This is a genomic window from Spartinivicinus ruber, assembly GCF_011009015.1.
Lineage (GTDB): Bacteria > Pseudomonadota > Gammaproteobacteria > Pseudomonadales > Zooshikellaceae > Spartinivicinus > Spartinivicinus ruber.
Window position 1 is genome coordinate 4,869,363 of record NZ_CP048878.1, and the last position, 21,365, is coordinate 4,890,727.

General features: G+C 41.6%; 21 protein-coding genes. 7 read left to right on the plus strand and 14 right to left on the minus strand.

Annotated elements, in window-relative coordinates:
- Positions 1-103: 103 nt before the first annotated feature.
- From prfB to xerD, 6 genes are all read right to left on the minus strand, one after another.
- A protein-coding gene (gene prfB, locus G4Y78_RS22150) for a peptide chain release factor 2 (RefSeq protein ID WP_163835070.1) occupies positions 104-1,202 on the minus strand; the annotation gives its coding sequence in 2 pieces (ribosomal slippage) (positions 104-1,126 and positions 1,128-1,202; 1,098 coding nt in all).
- A 76-nt stretch (positions 1,203-1,278) separates the two neighbouring features.
- The gene (recJ, locus tag G4Y78_RS22155; RefSeq protein ID WP_163835071.1) at positions 1,279-3,021 is read right to left on the minus strand and encodes a single-stranded-DNA-specific exonuclease RecJ; all 1,743 of its coding nucleotides are present in this window, start codon (positions 3,019-3,021) and stop codon (positions 1,279-1,281) included.
- Between the two features lie 290 nt (positions 3,022-3,311).
- A complete protein-coding gene (gene thrC, locus G4Y78_RS22160; protein WP_163835072.1) occupies positions 3,312-4,715 on the minus strand; it encodes a threonine synthase in 1,404 nt (467 codons plus the stop codon).
- 102 nt (positions 4,716-4,817) lie between these two features.
- Positions 4,818-6,122, minus strand: a complete 1,305-nt coding sequence (locus G4Y78_RS22165) for a homoserine dehydrogenase (RefSeq protein ID WP_163835073.1) — start codon at positions 6,120-6,122, stop codon at positions 4,818-4,820.
- Positions 6,123-6,412: 290 nt separating this feature from the next.
- Positions 6,413-7,144, minus strand: a complete 732-nt coding sequence (locus G4Y78_RS22170; RefSeq protein ID WP_163835074.1) for a DsbC family protein — start codon at positions 7,142-7,144, stop codon at positions 6,413-6,415.
- A 156-nt stretch (positions 7,145-7,300) separates the two neighbouring features.
- Positions 7,301-8,209 (minus strand): site-specific tyrosine recombinase XerD, encoded by a 909-nt coding sequence (xerD, locus tag G4Y78_RS22175; RefSeq protein ID WP_456242946.1) that lies wholly within the window; start codon positions 8,207-8,209, stop codon positions 7,301-7,303.
- A 139-nt stretch (positions 8,210-8,348) separates the two neighbouring features.
- Here xerD and G4Y78_RS22180 point away from each other — a divergent pair, with 139 nt between their 5' ends.
- The 3 genes from G4Y78_RS22180 (at position 8,349) to G4Y78_RS22190 (ending at position 11,662) form a co-directional block, all read left to right on the plus strand.
- Positions 8,349-9,230 carry an alpha/beta hydrolase gene (locus G4Y78_RS22180; protein WP_163835076.1) on the plus strand — a complete coding sequence of 294 codons (882 nt, stop codon included), beginning with the start codon at positions 8,349-8,351 and terminating at the stop codon, positions 9,228-9,230.
- A gap of 114 nt (positions 9,231-9,344) precedes the next feature.
- Positions 9,345-10,919, plus strand: coding sequence for a CHAD domain-containing protein (locus G4Y78_RS22185; protein WP_163835077.1), 1,575 nt, complete (start codon positions 9,345-9,347; stop codon positions 10,917-10,919).
- The gene (locus G4Y78_RS22190; RefSeq protein ID WP_163835078.1) at positions 10,916-11,662 is read left to right on the plus strand and encodes a ParA family protein; all 747 of its coding nucleotides are present in this window, start codon (positions 10,916-10,918) and stop codon (positions 11,660-11,662) included. The genes G4Y78_RS22185 and G4Y78_RS22190 overlap by 4 nt, the downstream gene beginning before the upstream one ends.
- Before the next feature lie 69 nt (positions 11,663-11,731).
- On the opposite strand, the gene G4Y78_RS22195 is transcribed toward G4Y78_RS22190, so the two are convergent.
- From G4Y78_RS22195 to ffh, 6 genes are all read right to left on the minus strand, one after another.
- The gene (locus tag G4Y78_RS22195) at positions 11,732-12,544 is read right to left on the minus strand and encodes a hypothetical protein (RefSeq protein WP_163835079.1); all 813 of its coding nucleotides are present in this window, start codon (positions 12,542-12,544) and stop codon (positions 11,732-11,734) included.
- A 262-nt stretch (positions 12,545-12,806) separates the two neighbouring features.
- Positions 12,807-13,160, minus strand: a complete 354-nt coding sequence (gene rplS, locus G4Y78_RS22200) for a 50S ribosomal protein L19 (RefSeq protein ID WP_163835080.1) — start codon at positions 13,158-13,160, stop codon at positions 12,807-12,809.
- Between the two features lie 45 nt (positions 13,161-13,205).
- Positions 13,206-13,958 carry a tRNA (guanosine(37)-N1)-methyltransferase TrmD gene (gene trmD / locus G4Y78_RS22205; RefSeq protein WP_163835081.1) on the minus strand — a complete coding sequence of 251 codons (753 nt, stop codon included), beginning with the start codon at positions 13,956-13,958 and terminating at the stop codon, positions 13,206-13,208.
- A gap of 3 nt (positions 13,959-13,961) precedes the next feature.
- The gene (rimM, locus tag G4Y78_RS22210) at positions 13,962-14,519 is read right to left on the minus strand and encodes a ribosome maturation factor RimM (protein WP_163835082.1); all 558 of its coding nucleotides are present in this window, start codon (positions 14,517-14,519) and stop codon (positions 13,962-13,964) included.
- A gap of 28 nt (positions 14,520-14,547) precedes the next feature.
- Positions 14,548-14,808, minus strand: a complete 261-nt coding sequence (gene rpsP, locus G4Y78_RS22215; protein WP_163835083.1) for a 30S ribosomal protein S16 — start codon at positions 14,806-14,808, stop codon at positions 14,548-14,550.
- 196 nt (positions 14,809-15,004) lie between these two features.
- Positions 15,005-16,393, minus strand: a complete 1,389-nt coding sequence (gene ffh, locus G4Y78_RS22220) for a signal recognition particle protein (RefSeq protein WP_163835084.1) — start codon at positions 16,391-16,393, stop codon at positions 15,005-15,007.
- Positions 16,394-16,703: 310 nt separating this feature from the next.
- Between ffh and G4Y78_RS22225 the strand changes: the two genes are divergently transcribed.
- Together G4Y78_RS22225 and G4Y78_RS22230 are read left to right on the plus strand one after the other, a co-directional pair.
- Complete coding sequence (locus G4Y78_RS22225; RefSeq protein ID WP_163835085.1) at positions 16,704-17,507, plus strand: cytochrome C assembly family protein; 804 nt, start codon at positions 16,704-16,706, stop codon at positions 17,505-17,507.
- A 122-nt stretch (positions 17,508-17,629) separates the two neighbouring features.
- Complete coding sequence (locus tag G4Y78_RS22230) at positions 17,630-18,895, plus strand: HlyC/CorC family transporter (protein ID WP_163835086.1); 1,266 nt, start codon at positions 17,630-17,632, stop codon at positions 18,893-18,895.
- A gap of 20 nt (positions 18,896-18,915) precedes the next feature.
- Here the strand turns inward: G4Y78_RS22230 and G4Y78_RS22235 are convergent, their stop codons facing one another.
- On the minus strand, positions 18,916-19,530 hold the full coding sequence (locus G4Y78_RS22235) for an NUDIX hydrolase (protein ID WP_163835087.1): 615 nt from the start codon (positions 19,528-19,530) through the stop codon (positions 18,916-18,918).
- 452 nt (positions 19,531-19,982) lie between these two features.
- On the opposite strand from G4Y78_RS22235, the gene G4Y78_RS22240 reads away from it, so the two are divergent.
- Entirely contained in the window at positions 19,983-20,357 is a 375-nt protein-coding gene (locus tag G4Y78_RS22240) for a DUF3135 domain-containing protein (RefSeq protein ID WP_163835088.1), read from the plus strand.
- Between the two features lie 55 nt (positions 20,358-20,412).
- Positions 20,413-20,955, plus strand: a complete 543-nt coding sequence (locus tag G4Y78_RS22245) for an NUDIX hydrolase (protein WP_163835089.1) — start codon at positions 20,413-20,415, stop codon at positions 20,953-20,955.
- A 27-nt stretch (positions 20,956-20,982) separates the two neighbouring features.
- Here the strand turns inward: G4Y78_RS22245 and G4Y78_RS22250 are convergent, their stop codons facing one another.
- On the minus strand, positions 20,983-21,294 hold the full coding sequence (locus G4Y78_RS22250; protein WP_163835090.1) for a Nif3-like dinuclear metal center hexameric protein: 312 nt from the start codon (positions 21,292-21,294) through the stop codon (positions 20,983-20,985).
- Positions 21,295-21,365: the final 71 nt, after the last annotated feature.

Here is a 21,365-nt window from a genome sequence, read left to right on the forward strand (position 1 = left end):
CGGGTTACCTGTTATTACATTACTTACTTTAATCACTTGAAGTGATTTTCTTTGACTTTTAACGCCTGCGCTCATTAGCCCAATGGATATAACACGCTAAAAATTACAAACCTTTCTTTAAGCTCGCCTCAATAAACTTATCAAGGTCACCATCTAATACAGCATTACAGTTTGAGGTTTCTACCCCAGTCCGTAAGTCTTTAATTCTGGATGAATCCAACACATAGGAGCGAATCTGACTGCCCCATCCTATGTCAGACTTACTATCTTCTAAAGCTTGTTGTTCTGCCGTCCGTTTTTGCATTTCCTGCTCATACAACTTAGCCTTTAACTGTTGCATAGCTTTATCTTTATTTTGGTGCTGGGAACGCTGGTTTTGACACTGAACCACAATACCCGTTGGTAAGTGGGTAATCCGGATCGCAGAATCTGTCGTATTCACGTGTTGCCCACCAGCCCCACTGGAGCGGTAAGTATCAATCCGTAAATCAGCTGGATTAATATCTACCTCAATATCATCATCAATTTCAGGGGAAATAAATACTGATGCAAATGAAGTATGCCGACGATTGCCTGAGTCAAAAGGGGACTTACGGACTAATCGATGCACACCCGTCTCTGTTCTTAACCAACCAAATGCATAGTCACCCGTAAACTGGATCGTGGCACTTTTTATACCTGCTACATCACCAGCAGATACTTCAACTAAATCAGTCTTAAAACCTTTTTGCTCACCCCAGCGTAAATACATCCGCAGCAGCATATTGGCCCAGTCTTGGGCTTCCGTACCACCGGAACCTGCCTGAATATCCAGGTAGGCATTATTAGGGTCCATCTTGCCAGCAAACATTCGTCGAAACTCTAGCTGACCAAGTAAATTTGATAACTCACTTAGCTCCGACTCCACTTCAGTTACCGAGTCAGGATCATTTTCCTCAACCGCCATATCCAGTAAGTCTTTAGCATCATCAATACCTTGTGACAGTTTATCAATCGTGCCTACCACCGACTCCAACTGAGACCGTTCTTTTCCTAATGCTTGAGCACGGTCAGGCTCATTCCAGACACTAGGGTCTTCTAGTTCACGCTCAACTTCAACCAGCCGCTCCTGTTTGTCAGCGTAGTCAAAGGTACCCCCTCAGCACCTCAGTACGGCACTTTAGGTCGTCAATTGTTTGCAGAATTGGATTAATTTCTTGCATTGTGAATACTTTCCAAAAAATCTTGCGTAAAAAGGTCAGCATTTTAACCGAATGCCAACCATTTAGAAATGGAGAATCAGTCTCTGTTTGGTCTTACCGGCTCAATATACTCAACCATTAGCTGTAGATTTTGCTTACCCCGAAAGTAATTCACATCCAACTTGTAAGCTAACAATACTTGAGCAATTGACTGATCAGGCCAAACTGACAAATCAATATTAAAGGCTATGGCATCAACAAACAGCTCCCCACTGGGGTGTTTTAACATCAGTTTCAGGTGCTTCTCACCAATAATACGTTGCTGAATCACTTGAAAATAACCTTGAAATACAGGCTCTGGGAAATGTTGCCCCCAGGGTCCAGCCTCTCTAATGAGAGACGCCAGATATAAATTAATTTCGTGACAACTCAGCTCACCATCTGTTAATACTTCAGCTTCAAGCTGTTCTTGGGTTAACCAGTCTGCAGCCACTTCTTGGAAAGCCTGACAAAAAGCCTCAAAGTTTTCATTCTTAATGCTCAGACCTGCAGCCATCGCATGACCGCCAAACTTAATAATCAACTCAGGGTGTTTTTTATCCACTGCATCCAATGCATCTCGAATATGAAATCCTGGGATAGATCGAGCAGAACCTTTAATTTCACCATTATCCCCTTCAGCAAAGGCAATCACAGGACGGTGGGTTCGCTCTTTAATTCGAGCCGCCAAAATTCCAATCACTCCTTGGTGCCAGGTCGCATCAAACAAGCAAATACCCGTTGGGAATTGCTCCTCTTGATCTAGCTGTAATCGCTGCAATTCTGCAACTGCCTGCTGTTGCATATCTGACTCAATTTGCTTGCGATCACGGTTTAATTCATCCAATTGAAAAGCGATTTCCCTTGCCCGCTGATGATCATCTGCTAGCAAACACTCAATGCCTAGTGACATATCGTCCAGACGCCCGGCTGCATTTAGCCTTGGCCCAACCGCAAAACCCAAGTCAGTTGCAACTAATTGTTCTCGGTGCCTGCCTGCTACTTCAATAAGTGCTAAAATACCTGGTCTGGCTTTTCCGGCACGAATACGCTTTAAACCCTGTTGCACCAGTATTCGGTTGTTGTCGTCCAATGGCACTACATCCGCCACAGTCCCTAACGCAACGATATCAAGAAAGTTGGCCATATTGGGCTCAGGCCGGTTCACAAACCAATTTCGCTCACGCAAATGCTGCCTTAATGCCACCATTACATAAAAAATTACACCAACCCCAGCCGGATTACGACTGGGAAAATCACAGCCAGGTTGATTAGGATTAACAATAGCATCAGCCTTTGGCAATTCCGCTCCAGCTAGGTGATGATCAGTCACCACTATTTTTATTCCCTTTTCTTTAGCAAAATCCACCCCAGCAATACTGGAAATACCATTATCCACAGTAATGATTAAATCAGGCTGATAACGCAGTGCTTCTGAGACAATTTCAGGTGACAGACCATAGCCATACTCAAATCGATTAGGTACTAAATAATCAACTTTTTCCACTCCTAAAGCCCTTAATGCCAATACTGCTAAGGTACTACTCGTTGCACCATCAGCATCAAAGTCACCGACAATCAGAATTTGCTGTTGTGCTTCAATTGCATCAGCAATTACTTCAACGGCACGATCAACGCCTTTAAAAGTATTAAAGGGTAATAGAGCTTGAAGCGAGTGATTCAATTGTATTTCGTCACTGATTCCTCTCGCCGCATAAATACGCTGCAAAACTGGGTGCAAAGAATCAGAAAACTGGCATTGGCTAAGATCAAAAGTTCGTTGGGTTATGCGTTTTTGCATTGGGGCTTTTCTATCAAAAAATGTCAGGCTAAAAAACACCTGAAAGGTGTGTGCAGTGTTATTTTTTTGAATTGAGAAAAGAAGCAAAAAGCCTCTATTCTCAATATACCATTCTCGAATGATTTTTAAGACTTGTAGTCGTCACTAAGCACCATGGATAGTGTGAATGCAGTTTATGTAGGAGCAATAAACAGTCTTCACCCCAATCATTTATAAAAACATAAACTCATGGGCTTCATCACTCGACAGCTGCCCCTAAAAGCCATTCGCTTTGGCTGAAAATACTCATTTTACTTAAAAAAGCGCCCATGGGTTTGGATATGCTGCTGAACATCTTCTAACTTGTTTGCGAGCACCTGATAACGCTCTTCCCGCTCAAATAAATCTGTTAAATGATGTGGTAACTCAGCGCTAGCCAATCCAGCTTGAACAATAGCATCAGGGAATTTCACTGGATGTGCAGTTGCCAACGTTACCATAGGATTAACTCGATTATTTCGACAACTTCGAGCTGCTTTTACGCCAATTGCAGTATGTGGGTCTAATAAATAACCTGTGTCAGCATAAACCTGCTTAATAGTAACAATTGTTTCTTCATCAGATACACGACAACTGCTGAATAACTGTTTAGCTTGCTCCCAACGATAGGGTTCAATACTTATAGAGCCTTGCTCGTTAAACTGCTCCATTAAAGCTGCTAAAGTTTGCCCATTACGACCATGTAAATCAAACAACAATCGCTCGAAGTTGCTGGAAATCATAATATCCATGCTAGGCGATAATGTCGGATACAGTTGCTCTTTGGCATACTGATTACCGCTAATAAACCGATGTAAAATGTCATTACGATTTGTAGCAACCACTAGCTGATTAATCGGCAAGCCCATTTGCCTAGCAATATAACCAGCAAAAATATCCCCAAAGTTTCCGGTTGGCACAGAAAAACTAACACTGCGATGAGGAGCGCCTAAATGAATAGCCGCATAAAAATAATACACCACTTGCGCCATAATTCTGGCCCAGTTAATGGAGTTCACAGCCACCAGACGAGCTTTGTTTTGTAAGAAGTTTTGATTGGAAAAACAAGCTTTTACCATTGCCTGACAATCATCAAAATTGCCTTCAATGGCCAAATTGAATACGTTATCACCCACCACCGTAGTCATCTGCCGGCGCTGGACATCAGATACTCGATTATGAGGGTGCATAATGAAAATATCGACATTTTCACAAGGGCGGCAGCCTTCTATTGCCGCCGAGCCAGTGTCACCAGAAGTGGCACCAACAATTACAGCTCGCTCATCACGCTTGGCCAGCACATAATCTAATAACCTACCCAGCAGCTGCAGGGCAAAATCTTTAAACGCCAAAGTAGGCCCATGAAATAACTCCATTACCCACTCATTAGCTGCCAACTGTTGCATAGGTGCTATAGCTGTATGGCTAAAACTGGCATAGGTATCTTGAATAATTCGGCGTAAGTCCTGGTTAGGAATACTTTCAGCAACAAAAGGAGTGATTACTTGTTCAGCAAGTTCTGCATAATTTAAGCTTGACCACTCAGCTATCTGCTCCGGTAAAAATTTAGGCAAAGTTTCTGGTACATACAAACCACCATCACTGGCTAGCCCTGCCAGTAAGACATCCTCAAAGTTCAACGCAGGCGCTTGCCCACGGGTACTTATATACTTCACAGTATTACCTATTTATGGAATTTTAAAACATCAATCTGTTGCTTATTGTATAACCAATCTATTGGGGTTTCGCGAAAGCCTGTAGGCTCTACGAAAAACCTCTTAGTGGTCTAGGTGATCCATTCGAATAGTAACGACCTCACCCGACACATCGGCTAGTGCTTGAATAGCTGTAATTGCTGCATTCATATCTTTTTCCCGCACTTTTCTAGTTAGCATAAAAATATCAGCAAACTGCTCACCTTCAGGCACTTCTTTTTGGTTAATCGCCTCAATATTAATATTTAAGTCGCTGAGAATACGGGTAATGTTTGCCATCACACCTGGGTGGTCCACAGCCTTCATTCTTAAATAATAGGCAGACTCAACGTCATCAATACTGAGAATTTTCGTGTCATCAATTGCTTCTGGGTGAAAAGCTAAAGGGGCTACTACGGAAGAAACTGAATCAATGGAGCGAGCCACATCAATAATATCAGCCACTACCGCAGAAGCTGTTGGCTCTGCACCAGCACCAGGGCCGTAGTACATAGTTGGTCCTACCGCATCAGCATCCACCATCACCGCATTCATCACACCATCAACTTTAGCAATTAATTTAGTATCAGGAATCAAGGTTGGGTGAACTCTAAGCTCAATACCATCAGGTTTACGTCGAGCAATCCCTAAATGCTTAATCTGATAGCCAAGCTCTCTGGCATGAGCAAGATCTTCTGGGGTTATCTGGCTAATGCCTTCTGTATAGGCAGACTTAAACTGTAGTGGAACACCAAAAGCAATAGAGGCCAAAATCGTCAGCTTGTGGGCAGCATCAACTCCTTCGACGTCAAAAGTAGGGTCAGCCTCTGCATAACCTAATGCCTGTGCCTCAGCCAAAACATCTGCAAACTCGCGTTTTTCTTTCGCCATTGCAGTAAGAATAAAGTTGCCAGTACCGTTGATTATACCTGCGATAGTATTAATTCTGTTGGCAGCCAGCCCTTCACGAATGGCTTTAATCACAGGAATACCACCCGCTACTGCTGCCTCATAGGCAACAATAACACCTTTTTCCGCGGCGGCGGCAAAGATTTCATTACCATATTCAGCAATCAGTGCTTTATTGGCTGTTACAACATGCTTCCCATGCTGAATAGCCGTTAACACCAACTCTTTTGCAGTGTCATAACCACCAATCAACTCCACAACAATATCAATGGCTGGGTTCTTGGCAACCTCAAAAATATCTCGGGTAATATTGGTTTTAGAAAGATCACAAGCGGGGTTATCTCTTCTTGCACCCACTTGCTCAATAACCAGTTCTCGACCAAGACGACGAGCAATTTCTTCAGCATTACGTTGTAACACATTAAATGTACCGCTGCCGACGGTACCTAACCCACATATTCCTACTTTTACGGGCTTCAAAATGGACCCCCAGTTGACTTTGCCTTTTTCAGATTGGGTATGACATAACTGATTTATACCACAATCGCTTCTACCAAGCCGGTTATTATAGCGTCATTAATCAGTGAGTGGAGTAGCAAATGCAGAACAATTATTACTATAACCCCCTTATTGAGGGAATAGTTGGGATATGGGAATGATTATGGTAGTCGGTAAGCGAAACTGATAAAAATTACTAACATTGAGACGTTAGCCGTCATAACACTAACCAACATTATGACGACAAAGTAAGACTTGCTGAAAGAAACAGGCTATTTTTTCACACCTAGTAACTTAGCCAGGTTCTCTGCTGGTTGATATCCTGGAATTAAGCGGCCATCAGCCAATACCAAAGCAGGCGTACCACTAACACCCACTTGTAAGCCCAGCTTATATTGCTCTTCTACTGGGTTATCACACTTGTTTTTCGCCACTTTTTGACCTTTTTTCGCTTTGGTCATTGCCGCTTTGGGGTCCTTAGCACACCATACATTTTCCATTACGGCATAGGCAGGTGACTGCTTACCTCCGCGAGGAAATGCGACATAGCGGACCTCTATCCCCATTTCATTCAATTCTGGCACTTCAGTATGCAGTTTACGGCAGTAGCCACAGTCAACATCGGTGAATACTGTGATGTGAGATTTAGTTTCGCCCTTTGGAGAGAAAACCACCATTTTCTCTCTTGGCACAGCATCAATTAGCTTGGCTAGTGCTTTGCTACGCGCCTGCTCTGTTAAGTTTGTCCACTTATTACCATCGACTTTCAACATATCACCACGAAATAGATAGCCACCATCAGCACTGGAGTAAACTAGCTGGCCACCGGAAAATTGCACTTCGTAGACCCCTTTCACTGGCGTTTCAGTAATCCGGTCTATTGTCACTTTGCCGCCCAACTGGCTTAGCTTTGCTTTAATAGCCTGTTCAGGAGAATCAGCTATCGCTGAGCTTGCCGCTAAAGCAATAGTTGCTCCAAGGGCTAATTTACGAAAGGGAGTCATACAAATCCTCGTTGTGTTTTAAAATCCACCTGCAATAAAGAGAGAAATTTAAGCAAAAGGTTCCCTCCAAACCGGCCATTATAACAGATTGAATGCTTGATTAAATTGCACATTTATTCTGGAAAATGTCGCAATAACAAAGGGCCGTTAACTACCCTAAGCTCTTGGGTGGTGCTCTTTATACAGCTGCTGCAACCGATGCTGCGCCACATAGGTATAAATTTGTGTGGTAGACAAATCACTATGTCCCAACATCATTTGTACAGCCCTTAAGTTAGCGCCATGATTCACTAAATGCGTAGCAAATGCATGACGTAATGTATGAGGGGAAACATTCCCTGCAACTCCCGCTATCACTGCATATTTTTTCACCCGGTGCCAAAAGGTTTGCCGAGTCATTGCTGTCCCTCTTGTTGAAGGAAACAATACATCACTATTAGCATTTCCAACTAAATAAGACCGGGCATTAGCCAAATAGCTTTCAAGCCAGCTTTGTGCTTCCTCCCCCACTGGCACCAGCCGCTCTTTATTACCCTTACCAACGATTCTTAGTGCCCCTCTGTTAAGATTTAATTGATGAACGGTTAGACTCACCAGCTCAGATACCCGTAGCCCACTGCTATACAAAAGTTCCAGCATAGCTTTGTCGCGCTGACCGACTAAGGTGGCAATATCCGGTGCATCCAACAAGGCTTCAACCTGCTGTTCAGATAAAGATTTAGGTAAATAACGGGCTAATTTAGGCATTGCTATATGTTGGGTGGGATCATCCTGACGCAACTGCTGTAATAACAAGTAACGAAAAAAACGACGCAGAACTGATAAGCAACGGGCTTGAGAACGTTTGTTATAACCTGACTGCAATCGATATTGAAGATAACTTTGAAGCTGATCCGTCGATGCTATTTGTAACTGCTTAGGGGCAAGCCATTTAGCCAAACCAGATAAGTCACTCCGATAGGCAGTCAAGGTATTTTGACTAGTACCATTTTCCAGCCACAAATGATCAAGAAACTGATTAATCAATTGTTCTGTTTGTACTGATACTGTTGTCATTCCTACCATCACATATTAACCTGATTTACTGCAATCTTAGGGAATATCTAACTTACCAATCAATCATATTCTTAAATGCTAAGAGCACCCAATGGATTAAGAGCATGTCATATTCTAAAAGTAAATCACAACAACAAAAAACAGCCTAATGAACCAAAAGCTAATCAACCGTCGTCGTATTTTGCGGTTTATGTTATCCCCTATTACCCTATTCTTATTATTACTATTTACTTTACCTTCTGTTATGCCTAGTAGTTATTGGTTAACACGACAGTTTTTTTATCCTGACAGTAGTTATCGCTTGACGCCTACACAATTAGGTATTGAATTTGAAACGATAAGTATACAGCCCACAGCAGGTGTCACTTTAAAAAACTGGCTACTCAAGCCTAAAGGTAAACCGAAAGCAACAATACTGTTTTTACATGGAAATGCACAAAATATCAGCACGCATATTCACAGTGTTGCCTGGTTAGTTGAACACGGTTATCAGCTGTTTCTACTGGATTATCGTGGTTATGGCAAATCCACTGGAAGTCCAGTCATGCCTGCTGTACTTGATGATGTAACCGCCGCTAGTCAGTGGCTACATCAAAATACCAATCCGCCCTATTTTTTAATAGGGCAAAGTCTTGGCGCTGCTCTAGCTATTAATCATGCAACTACCAGCAATATCCAATTTAACGCCTTTATTGTTGATGCTCCTTTTGCTGGTTTTCGTATTATTGCGCAGGATGTTTTAGATGCTAACTGGTTAACCTGGGTTTTCCAGCACCCACTTTCCCGCTTAATACCCGACGAGTACGAGCCTATTAATAAACTGCCTGAAATTGCCAACTCTCCAATTCTGGTATTTCATAGCCGTGAAGATGAAGTAATTCCTTATTATCATAGTACGCTACTTATGGAGTCTTGCCCTAACAACTGTCAATTAATTACCACTACAGGCCCACACATCGCAACTTTTAACTACAACCAAAATCGCCAAATGCTATTGGATTTTCTTAATAAAAACCTGCAAAATAAATGATCAGGCTAGCATCAGTATAGGCTACAACACCTGTTTTTTTATGTTATAAAAATCATGATGTTCATATAAATTCATATACAGATGCTTTATGGAGTCACGGAAGAGGAGTATAAAATGACGCTATTAGCCCAGTCGTTGGCTAAACCTGTCGCATCCTATTGGCAACTACCTGGCCAAAAAAAACCTCAATCTGTTGTACGACAAGTAAAAAAACACTTCCCCAACACTTACTGTGCTCAAGCTGCTCAACCCATTACATTATTTGACGCATTTGGCTGGCCACTTTGGTTTGACAATATAATGCTTTATCAAAGTGACAGCCAGCTTGTCCTAGCTCCTAGAGGTTGTTTTGTTTATGAAAGCCTAGTTGCGGCCTGTACCACCAACCACATTAATAGCAGCCAAACAATCATGATCGATCAGTTACCGAGTGGGATATTAAAAAATAAACTAAAGCCATTAGTAAAATTAAGAGCCCTACAACCAATGGCTACGCTAAATTGCGACAGCCATATAATTAAAATGATCAACTCAGATCAAAAAACTGTCTGTAAAGCAGTTATTTATACTCTATCCGACCAACGTAACAACACAACACATACAGAATATCTAGAGCTACAGCCATTAAGAGGCTTTACTGACGAGGCCCAGCAATTTACTCAATTTTTAGAGCAGCAACATTTTATAGCCATTGCAGAGCCGCCTTTAATTGATTATTGGGATAAAACAAAGCTCACTCCCAAACCTTACAGTATAAAGCCAAAGTTTGCGATGCAGCCTGAAGCCCCTGCTCGTGAAGTTATATTAAGCATGATTAACTCCATGCTTGAACTGGCCCAGCAAAATGAACAAGGCATTATTGATGATATTGATACAGAATACTTGCATGATTACCGGGTAGCTATTCGCAAAATCCGCTCACTTTTAAGTCTTATCAAACAGGTTTTCCCTAAAACTGAAACCACACAGTTAAAACAACAATTAAAGGCTCTGGCGCAAAAGACAAATTTATTAAGAGACCTTGATGTTTACCTGTTAGCTAAAGATGCTTTAAAAGCAAAAATCCCCATACAATTACAGCCCGGTTTAGATAAACTATTTCAAAGCTTTACTGAAACCCGTCAAACTGAAAGCAAAAACATTGCCAAACACTTGCAAAGTAAAACCTATCAAGAGGCATTTACTACAATCAAATCAACTTTAAAAGCCTGTAAAAAAACAGCAAAAACCAAAAACAGCCATAAGCCAATCATTAAAATAGCAATCCAAGAAATTCATAACAAATACCAGCATATTTGTCATGATGGATGCTCTTTAACTTCCACAGCAGATGATGAATCATTTCACGACTTGCGTATTGAATGCAAAAGACTACGTTATTTATTGGAGTTTTTTGCTGACTTAATGAATACAACGACTAACAAACAAGCAGTCAACAGTTTAAAAAAACTTCAGGATAAACTGGGCAACTTCAATGATCTATCTGTACAACAAGAAAAGCTACTGCATTATTTAAATGACAATAATATAAACCCCCTCGAAGCAGCTGCTATTGGAGGGCTAGTTAGCGTAATGCATCAGCAACAAAGCTCTTTAAAAACAGACATCATAAGTCAGCTCAGTGACTTTTGCTCACTTCCCACCCAAGCTCAATTTAACCAGCTTTTCCAAAAGGTTAGTCAACAATGAAAATAATAGCGGTTTATAGTATTAAAGGGGGCGTAGGTAAAACAGCAGCAGCCGTCAATCTAGCTTATGAGGCAAGTCAGTCTGGTCACCAAACATTACTATGTGATTTAGATCCCCAGGGTGCTTCTTCATTTTACTTTAGGGTAAGCGCATCAAAGAAACAAAAAAGTAAATGGTTTTTTACCCAAACCTATAAGTTGTTCCAGCATATCAAAGCTTCTGACTACCCAATGCTGGATATTTTGCCAGCTAAACTTTCCTATCGACATTTTGATATCAAACTCGGCGCTTTCAAAAAATCCCCGCAAAAACAGATAGCAAAACTACTAAAACCACTAAAGAAATACTATGATGTCATTTTTCTTGACTGCCCACCAAGTATCAGCTTACTTTCTGAAAATGTGTTTAATGCAGCAGACATCATTATGGTGCCAGTTATTCCAACCACTTTATCAGAAAGGACTTTAAACCAGTTAGTGGACTTTTTTCACGAAAAATCTTTGGATAAAAACAAAATACATCCGTTTTTCTCCATGGCTCAAACATCCAAAAAGCTGCACCAACAATCTGAAGCCAGAATAAAAACCCGGTTTAATAGTGTGATTAACCAGTCCATTCCTTTTTGTGCTGAAATTGAGAATATGGGGATCCACCAGAAGCCAGTAGCCGCATTTGCACCTAAAAAACCAGGGGCTAATGCTTATCAGGCTCTATGGCAAAAAATTGAGTCTTATTATTTCTAGCCTGCCACCCTATCTTGAAGCCCACTCTGAGTGGGCTTCAGCTAACTTTTACGAATATACCATTAGCTTTCACTCCTTACGAACCACCTGATAATTCTGCCCCAAATTATTATCGGTATACCAATGGCCATCTACTTTATACCTTACAAAGTACGCTAACTGATTTTTATTCGCTACAGGTATAGCAGCTCCCCAACTTTCCACGCCATATTTACTTGGGTTTTTAACCAAGCCACCCTTTGGTCCAATGATTTGATAGGCTTGATATTCAGCCTCCATGGTATGACTCGTTAACCAACTATCAAAACTATAAATCACTTGCACCTGTTTACTTGGCACAATATTTCGCAGCAGAACTTGCGGATAAAAAGTCTTCTGCTCTTTATACAAAACAGCAGGAAAAGCATTATTTGCGGCCACATTAATACGTTTACCCAACAGCCAACCTGAGCCTTTAGTTAACCAATAATCACGGCCCTGATTGTTATCCCAATATAAACCGCTTGCCGTGTTTGCATATATAGCAAACTTAATAAAATTTATGGTTTGAGACTGATAATTGCTATTACAGAGGTTTTCTCCCCGCATACACGACTGATGATTCATTTGCCAACGCTCTGTCTTACTACCAATATCAGCCACTCTCGTCGCAGGCAAATCCTGCCAGGTACCATCATCTGCAATTAAGCGTAGCCAAACAGTCTCAGCATTAAGCTTACGATCAACTAAAATATCAAAATATTGATGCTCTGAACGAGTACCATAAAAGCTATAACCTGAGCTCATGGCCTTGATCAAGTGAACGGATTGTGTTGCAAAGCCTAAAGAAGAAAATAACAACGTAGCAAAATAAACAATGCACTTTAAAGGTAAGTGTTTCATAAGCATCCTTGTCTGATGATACCTGGCAGCAGCAACTATTATCCCAAAGAAGCACTAAGCACAAGGTATAACAACCGAAATTAATGGTAACAAGTGTCGTATTTTATCAGAGAAACTTCACCAAACAAGCAAAAAGAAAGATTGTACATTAAAAAAACACAGGGCTAATTAACCAAACTCAAACGGTAAGGGAAGTAAAAATTTAGATGGACATAAAAAAGTGACATAAAAAAAGCAGCTAATGCTGCTTTTTTTATTGGAACTAGGAAAGTTTTTCTTTAATTCTTGCTGCTTTACCAGAGCGCTCACGCAAGTAGTAAAGCTTCGCTTTACGTACATCACCACGACGCTTAACGGTAATACTGTCTACCAATGGGCTGTATGTTTGGAACGCACGTTCAACCCCTACGCCATTGGAAATTTTACGAACTGTGAAAGAAGAGTTCAGACCACGATTACGCTTACCAATAACAACCCCTTCAAAGGCCTGTAAACGCTCACGGCTACCTTCTTTTACTTTTACCTGAACAATGACCGTATCACCCGGCCCAAAGGCAGGGATTTCTTTGTTCATTTGCTCATTTTCAATTTGCTGAATAATTTTGTTTTTGCTCATCTCTTGTTTGCTCCTAGATACAAACTCTTTCCGCCGGCTAAAACTTTATTGCTTCTGGCTAGCCTGATACTCCCGCTGAAACTCAGCAAGTAGCGCCTGTTGCTCACCATCAAGTCGATGACTTGCTAATAAATCAGGGCGTCTTAACCAGGTTCTTCCCAACGACTGTTTCAGCCGCCATTGTCTTATCATTTCATGGTTGCCACTCAGTAATACGGGTGGAACCTGTAACCCTGCCACTTGTTCTGGCCGAGTATAATGAGGACAATCAAGTAAACCTTCTGCAAAAGAATCTTCCAAAGCGGAATTCTTGTGACCTAGAGTGCCCGGGACAAAGCGTGAGACCGCATCAATTAGCGTCATGGCAGCTATTTCACCACCACTTAAGACATAATCACCTACCGACCATTCTTCATCAATTTCGGTTTCGACTATGCGCTCATCAATACCTTCATATCGCCCTGCGACTACGATGAGTTTGTCATTTTGTGCCAACTCCATAACCCCTTGCTGGGTCAGTTGGCGCCCCTGAGGGGACATATAAATCACCTTAGCCTCAGTTCCAGCAGCTTGCTTTGCTGCCTGGATGGCATCACGCAGAGGTTGAACTTTCATCAACATGCCGGGACCACCGCCATAAGGTCGGTCATCCACTGTTTGGTGTTTATCATGAGTAAAGCTTCTTGGATTCCAAAACGCCAGCTCAAGTAAACCTTGCTTTACCGCTCTTCCTGTTACCCCATACTCAGTGATAGCATTGAATATTTCGGGGAAGAGGGAAACAATCCCAAACCACACTATTTAAAACTCCGGATCCCAATCGACCCGTATTTCACCTGTTTCTATACAGATGGACTCAATAACCTGATCTGGTAAGAAAGGAATCAGTCGTTCACGCTGATCAATGCTTTGTTTATCGCCTTTTACCACTAAAACATCGTTTGCACCTGTGGCCATAAGTCTGGTGACCCGGCCTAAGTCTGCTTGTTGATATTCATCAGTAGCAACTGCAATAACACGCAAACCTTCCAGTTGATGCCAGTAATACTCACCATCAACTAAGCTAGGCAGCTGACCTTTGTGAATGAGCACTTCTGCACCACAATATTGTTGTGCAGCCTCTCTATCATTACACCCTTCTAAGTGTGCAATCAGGCCTTTACCGTGCTTTTTGCCTTGAACAACCGCAATCTCTTGTAGCTGTCCTTTTTGTTTGAGGAGCCAACGTGAATAACCAAAAATGTTATCCATAGGTTCAGTATAAGAGTAAACCTTAACCCAACCACGCACACCGTACACTGAAGAAATTCGCCCCAGTGCCAATAAGTCGTTTTGGTTTGTATTACTCGTTACTGCCATAAACACCTCAAACTGCCCGCACGGAAAATTAAGCCGCTTGACCAGCTTGCTTACTAGCTTCGGCTAATAATTTAGCAACACGATCAGTAGCTTGAGCGCCTTTGCTTAACCAGTACTCAACACGATCACTATCAACGCGTAAACGCTCTTCTTGACCGCGAGCAACTGGATTAAAGAAGCCTACTCGCTCAATAAAGCGACCATCACGAGAGTTACGTGAATCAGTCACAGTTAAGTGATAGAACGGGCGCTTTTTTGAGCCACCACGTGCTAAACGAATTGTTACCATTAGACTTTTCCTAGTTCTCTATTTACAACAAATGAGCTATTACTGCTCAGGTGTTTACTTTCGAGCAGCCAACTGTTAAGCCACTACTCGGAAGGGCGCATATTCTACGGAATATCAACCATAATGAAAAGCCCGCTGAAGTAATCCGCAGCAGGCTTTTGCATTGAATATGCGTTTAACGTTTTAAAAGAATAGCTTACATCCCAGGGAATTTACCGCCAGGTGGCATCATACCGCCCATTCCCTTCATATTCCCCATTCCCCGCATTAACTTGGTCAAACCACCTTTTTTGGTGACTTTTTTCATCATTTTTTGCATTTGCTTGTGCTGCTTCAGCAAACGATTAATATCTTGAACCTGAGTACCAGACCCCATTGCAATCCGTTTTTTCCGAGAGCCATTAATAATATCTGGGTTAGCCCGCTCAGAAGGTGTCATGGAACTGATAATAGCTTCCATTTGAACCAAGGGCTTGTCATCAATTTTTTGTTGTGCCAGCTGTGGCATCTGCCCCATACCAGGCAGTTTATCCATCATACTGGTGATGCCACCCATCTTTTTCATCTGCTGAAGCTGGTCACGAAAATCTTCTAAATCGAAGCCCTTACCTTTTTTCAGCTTTTTCGCCAGTTTATCTGCTTTCTGCTTATCAAGCTTTTGCTCTGCCTCTTCGATGAGGGAAAGCACATCTCCCATGCCAAGAATCCGTGATGCAATCCGATCTGGATGAAATGGTTCCAAGGCATCTGTTTTTTCACCAACCCCCAAAAACTTAATTGGCTTTCCGGTAATGTGACGAACAGATAAAGCTGCCCCCCCACGTGCATCACCATCAGCTTTAGTTAAAATTACCCCGGTGAGTGGCAGCGCGTCGCTAAAAGCTTTTGCTGTATTAGCCGCATCTTGGCCCGTCATGGCATCAACCACAAATAGCGTTTCAATTGGATTGACCGCTGCATGAAGAACTTTAATCTCCTCCATCATTTGTTCATCGATATGGAGACGACCTGCAGTATCCACAATTACTACGTCAAAGTGCTTGTTTTTAGCCTCAGTGATTGCACCATTAGCAATATCTACCGGATTTTGCTCAGCATGACTTGGAAAGAAATTCACTTCTACTTCATTTGCCAGAGTTTCCAACTGCTTAATTGCAGCAGGCCGGTAAACATCAGCACTGACGACCAAAACAGATTTTTTCTTACGCTCTTTTAAAAACTTTGCCAATTTAGCAACAGACGTGGTCTTACCAGCACCTTGTAAACCCGCCATTAATATCACTGCAGGGGGTTGGGCAGCTAAATTTAAATCGTCACAGGCTTCGCCCATAATAGTGACAAGCTCAGACTGGACTATTTTGACAAACATTTGCCCAGGGCTCAGGCTTTTTTGCACTTCCTGACCAACAGCTCGCTCTTTAATTCGAGCCACAAAATCCTTGACTACAGGCAGTGAAACATCAGCCTCTAACAAAGCCATCCGTACTTCGCGCAATGTATCCCGGATATTGTCTTCAGTGAGCTTTGCCTTACCTGTTACATTACGAAGGGTTTGCGAAAGTCGATCTGTTAAATTTTCAAACATGGAACTAGCCCTATTAATATCTTATGCTCATTCACCTGTGGTGTTTGCCTGAAGCCCACTACAGATTTCATAAGCTGTCTTGATATAGACTGTTAAATTGCCATTGTTATTAAGCCTTGAGCAAACAACCTATACCAAGACAGCTTCTTTTGATGGCTGAGATTATAACGCAACTCATGGGCAGCTGCCTATTAAACCAAACGATGTCAAACTATTTTCCTCTTAATCAATCAAATAACCCTTTACCTGAATAAACTTTTATGCAGAATGAACCGTTGCAGCAGATGAAGACCCTGATCCATATAATGCTATGAACACAACCATCGTTAGCTTGTTTGCTATTGCCTGCTATTGTACAACGACCATAGGTCAGGCACTTGCTATCAAACAAAACAAACAATTCCGTAAATCTCTCGTCTTATTTCTTGGTTTCAGCGGCTCCATCCTACAAGCAATCAGTCTCTATTTACTCATTCATGAGCCCGATGGCATTAACTTGGGGTTTTATAATGTCAGCTCAGTAATTTCCTGGATGATTATTAACATAGTGCTACTCAGCTCCTTAAAAAAGCCCGTAGAAAGCCTGCTGATATTTATTGCGCCACTCGCAATATTAACGATCATGCTTACCGCCACCCAAGAAGCCCCCAAAACCGTGATCCCTGAACGTAACTTTGGTATGCTGGGGCATATTTTATTTTCAATTTTGGCCTATAGTATCCTTACTATTGCTGCCTTTCAGGCTGTTTTACTGGCTTACCAAAACTATAAACTAAGACACCATCAACTAAAGGGAATTCTTAAGGTTTTTCCACCTTTGCAAACGATGGAAAGCCTGTTATTTGAGTTTGTTTGGGCAGGTGTTATTTTACTCACTGCTTCGCTTGCCACTGGCTTTTTATTTGTTGAAGACTTACTCGCTCAGCACTTAGCCCATAAAACTTTCTTATCAATTTTTGCTTGGCTGGTTTTTGCAACTTTACTATGGGGACGACACCAACTAGGCTGGCGAGGCAACACAGCAATAAAATGGACAATAAGTGGTACTACACTTCTTATGCTTTCTTATTTTGGCAGTAAGTTTGTACTAGACCTGGTATTACAGGGAAGATAAACTGGCTGACAAAACAATCTCTCTAATAACAATTGATTAGTAAGATGCTGGCTTGTCATTATTATCTAGCTATCTTTCAGATTTATAGAGAGCTTATCTGCTTGGCAACACGAGGTTAATTCTTGAACGAAGTGCCCCTTGGCTTCCTATTTGGAGCCCTGTTTGTACTCATTTTACTTTCAGCTTTTTTTTCCAGCTCCGAAACCGGGATGATGGCATTAAACCGTTACCGGCTTCGCCACTTAGTCAACAGCAATCATCGTGCGGCAACCCTTGCCAGCCGACTATTAGAGAGGCCTGATCGACTTATTGGAGTTATTTTAATTGGTAATAACTTCGTAAATATTCTTGCTTCCTCTATCGCTACCTTGATTGCTATGCGAATCTTAGGTGAAGCAGGTATTGTTATAGCTACCGTACTACTTACTCTAGTTATATTAATATTTGCAGAAGTCACTCCTAAGACACTAGCAGCACTACATCCTGAGCGAATTGCCTTTCCTGCTGCGTTTCTTTTACGCCCTCTGCTTTTCCTTCTATTTCCAGTCGTATGGCTTATTAATGGCATCACTAACAATTTACTTCGCTTGTTCGGTGTTAACCCTAATGAGAATCAGCAGGATCACCTAAGCACTGAAGAGTTTCGCACCTTAGTCCACGAAACGCCTGGCATCATTCCCCGCAAACGTAAGGGAATGGTTTTAGGTATACTAGACCTGGAAAATGTCAGCGTTGATGACATTATGGTTCCTCGCCAAGAAATTATCGGTGTCGATATTGATGATGATATAGAGACTATCATTAGCCAGTTACAAGACTGTCAGCATACCCGGCTGCCAGTTTATAAAGATGACATCAACAACATTGTTGGGGTGCTTCATATGCGTAATGCAGCTCGTTTTTTAGCCACAGGAACACCCAGTAAGGCTGATTTATTACAAGAAATTGCTGAGCCATACTTTATTTTAGAAAACACCCCCTTACACACTCAGCTATTTAACTTTCAGAAAGAAAAGCTACGGATTGCCTTTGTTGTTGATGAATATGGCGATGTTGAAGGATTAATCACGCTGGAAGATATTCTGGAAGAAATTGTTGGTGAGTTTACCACTGACATGTCTGATGACAGTGAAGGTATTAAAGCACAACCTGATGGCTCTTATCTGATTGATGGCTCAGCTAATATTCGAGATATTAATAAATTGTTGCACTGGGAATTGCCAAGTAACGGCCCCAAAACACTAAATGGGCTTATTACCGAGTATCTTGAAACTATCCCTGAAACAAAGGTTTGCCTTAAAGTAGACTCTTATTTAATTGAGATATTGCAAATTAAGGACAATGTTATCAAACAAGCTAAAGTTGCCCCAGTTAAACGAAAAAAATAGTTTTTCACCAGCCCTTAGGCTTAGGTAGAAGCAAACTTACTGATAACCTTTGGATCTCGCTGAGGCCAGTCGCAGGTTATATCTGCATCAAAACAAGTATTCAGCAAATCAACTAGCATTAGAGCAGTTAAACCCCAAATTTTAAACTGCTCATAGCAAAAATAAGGAATTTGGTAGGTTTCACCAAAAAAATCAAGCTGATCAAACTTTAGGTGCTTCGGCTCCAGAAAAAACTGCAAAGGTACCTTAAAGATCAAGTCCAGCTCTTCCAGGTTTGGCCTTAATTTCACCTCAGAGGAAACAAGCCCTACAAAAGGCACCACTTTCAAGCCAAATCGAGAAGCTAGAGGCCGCAATTTACCTAGCTTAACAACATGATCTGCTGATAAGTTAATCTCCTCGTAGGACTCTCTCAGCGCAGTAAACCACAAGTTACGGTCAGCATCATCACGCTTCCCTCCAGGAAAAGCTACTTCTCCACTATGGGTAGATAAGTGGGCCGCACGCAAGGTAAAAATAATCTCCGGTTTTTTCGGGTGATCGGTTATAGGCACCAACACAGCTGCCTCTGGCAGCTCTACAGCCAGCTCACTGTCGGCATATTTTGTTAATGTTTTATACAGTTTATCTATCATTGATTACAGAAAAGCATGACCTTTAAATAGGCTTTTACTTTAAAATATGACATCAGTCCCTAACTAATGAACAACTCTGTTTAGCCCTTAACCGTAGTGAAATACTGTTATTGTGAAAGAAATATTAAGTTTCAGCAATAAAACCTTATGTCAGGGCGTTTCACACCTACATATTACAAATTTATCTAATGAAGTTGTAATAAAAGCGCAAACTGCACTCAACGTTAATTCACAGCTCTAACATTATGTTTTATATGTTCTTTTTAATTGATTTAAACTCACCTCACTATTTTATCCTACCTGGCCTCCAAATTGCGTGTGAATCAGTCAATATACAAGTGTTCTAATAGTCAGGTAGGATAAAGTTTCATCAGTTAGCTCAGTCAAACGGGAAATAAGACACAGGTTAAAGGATGAAGCTGTAATTCATGAAGAAGTAATGGGTGATTAGTATGAAGTCAAACCTTCCAGATTTTGATGAATTGTTGTTTCTGGCTAAAAACAAGCCAGATGATCTGGAAAAACTCAGAGAGCAGTTAATTGAAGAAGCAATTCAAGATGCTCCTCTAGAGTACCAAAGAAGATTACGCGGTATTCAATTTCAAGTAGACATGAAAATTCGCCAGTCTTCTAACCCAATGAGTGCTTGCGTTGCTATTTCAAAATTAATGTATGAATCTTTGCATCAACTACAACTCACACTCAACGACCCTGAGCAGGCCCAACTTACTCGCAAGCGACTCAACGGAGAAATGTCATCTGATGAAGGCGCTGCACCTGCTGATATCATTTGCTTAACCAGCCATCGCGAGGCTGTATCCCCTTAACTTCTTATCAATATTCAGTATATACTCATAGCCTCAATTGGAGAAAATCGAGGCTATGAAATACTGCTCCCAATGTGGCAAGCTAGTTGAGCACCTCATCCCAAATGGTGACAACCGCCCTCGTTATATGTGCAGTCATTGCCAAACAATTCATTACCAAAACCCCAAAATAGTTGCTGGATGCCTGCCCATTTATGAAGGGCTGATTTTACTTTGTCGAAGAGCAATTGAACCACGAGAAGGGTTTTGGACGCTTCCCGCAGGTTTTATGGAGCTAGGTGAAACCACTATTCAAGCCGCTCAACGAGAAACCAAGGAAGAGGCTCTGGCTACAGTAGAGCAACTACAGTTATACACAGTTTTTAACTTACCCCACATCAACCAGGTTTATATGATTTTTCGCTCCCAACTTAAAACGCCTGACTATGGTGCTGGTGATGAATCCCACGAAGTAAAATTGTTTCACGAAGCAGATATACCCTGGCAGCAACTTGCTTTTCCTACCATTGAAAAAACCCTTAAACACTATTTTGTTGATCGATTATCAGGAAATTTTCCAGTTAGGGTTGAAGATATCATCCATTCCATCAAAAAGTGATAAAGCCTGTTCTATTTGCTTTCCAAGTTATAAATCAGCTAGCTGCCACACGTCATAAGCGGGTTCTTCATAAGGGTGCGCTTCTTTCATGGCTTTAATTACCTCCGTCACATACTGGTCAGCACAGATCATTTCCACCCGATACTCATCTACTGCTTCGACCTGATCCAACTTACCTAAATAAGGGTTACTCCCTGCTAGCGGGCGAAATTGCCCCTGCCCTTTTACTTGCCACGAGCAACTATCATAATCCCCAATTTTTCCAGCACCCGCTTCAAACATTGCACTTTTTACTGACTCCAATGCCTCTTCTGGAATAAAGACCGCTATTTTATACATTTGTTAATTTGTTTCCTTTTAAAAAAAAGAAAAAGCCTGGTAATTAGCCAGGCTTTTTGATCTCAGATACT

Coding starts and splice junctions, on each gene's coding strand:
- recJ (WP_163835071.1), bottom strand. CDS start 3,021: ATGCAAAAACGCATAACCCAACGAACTTTTGATCTTAGCCAATGCCAG.
- G4Y78_RS22170 (WP_163835074.1), bottom strand. CDS start 7,144: ATGACTCCCTTTCGTAAATTAGCCCTTGGAGCAACTATTGCTTTAGCG.
- xerD (WP_456242946.1), bottom strand. CDS start 8,209: ATGGTAGGAATGACAACAGTATCAGTACAAACAGAACAATTGATTAAT.
- G4Y78_RS22180 (WP_163835076.1), top strand. CDS start 8,349: ATGAACCAAAAGCTAATCAACCGTCGTCGTATTTTGCGGTTTATGTTA.
- G4Y78_RS22185 (WP_163835077.1), top strand. CDS start 9,345: ATGACGCTATTAGCCCAGTCGTTGGCTAAACCTGTCGCATCCTATTGG.
- G4Y78_RS22190 (WP_163835078.1), top strand. CDS start 10,916: ATGAAAATAATAGCGGTTTATAGTATTAAAGGGGGCGTAGGTAAAACA.
- G4Y78_RS22195 (WP_163835079.1), bottom strand. CDS start 12,544: ATGAAACACTTACCTTTAAAGTGCATTGTTTATTTTGCTACGTTGTTA.
- rplS (WP_163835080.1), bottom strand. CDS start 13,160: ATGAGCAAAAACAAAATTATTCAGCAAATTGAAAATGAGCAAATGAAC.
- rimM (WP_163835082.1), bottom strand. CDS start 14,519: ATGGCAGTAACGAGTAATACAAACCAAAACGACTTATTGGCACTGGGG.
- rpsP (WP_163835083.1), bottom strand. CDS start 14,808: ATGGTAACAATTCGTTTAGCACGTGGTGGCTCAAAAAAGCGCCCGTTC.
- ffh (WP_163835084.1), bottom strand. CDS start 16,393: ATGTTTGAAAATTTAACAGATCGACTTTCGCAAACCCTTCGTAATGTA.
- G4Y78_RS22225 (WP_163835085.1), top strand. CDS start 16,704: ATGAACACAACCATCGTTAGCTTGTTTGCTATTGCCTGCTATTGTACA.
- G4Y78_RS22235 (WP_163835087.1), bottom strand. CDS start 19,530: ATGATAGATAAACTGTATAAAACATTAACAAAATATGCCGACAGTGAG.
- G4Y78_RS22240 (WP_163835088.1), top strand. CDS start 19,983: ATGAAGTCAAACCTTCCAGATTTTGATGAATTGTTGTTTCTGGCTAAA.
- G4Y78_RS22245 (WP_163835089.1), top strand. CDS start 20,413: ATGAAATACTGCTCCCAATGTGGCAAGCTAGTTGAGCACCTCATCCCA.
- G4Y78_RS22250 (WP_163835090.1), bottom strand. CDS start 21,294: ATGTATAAAATAGCGGTCTTTATTCCAGAAGAGGCATTGGAGTCAGTA.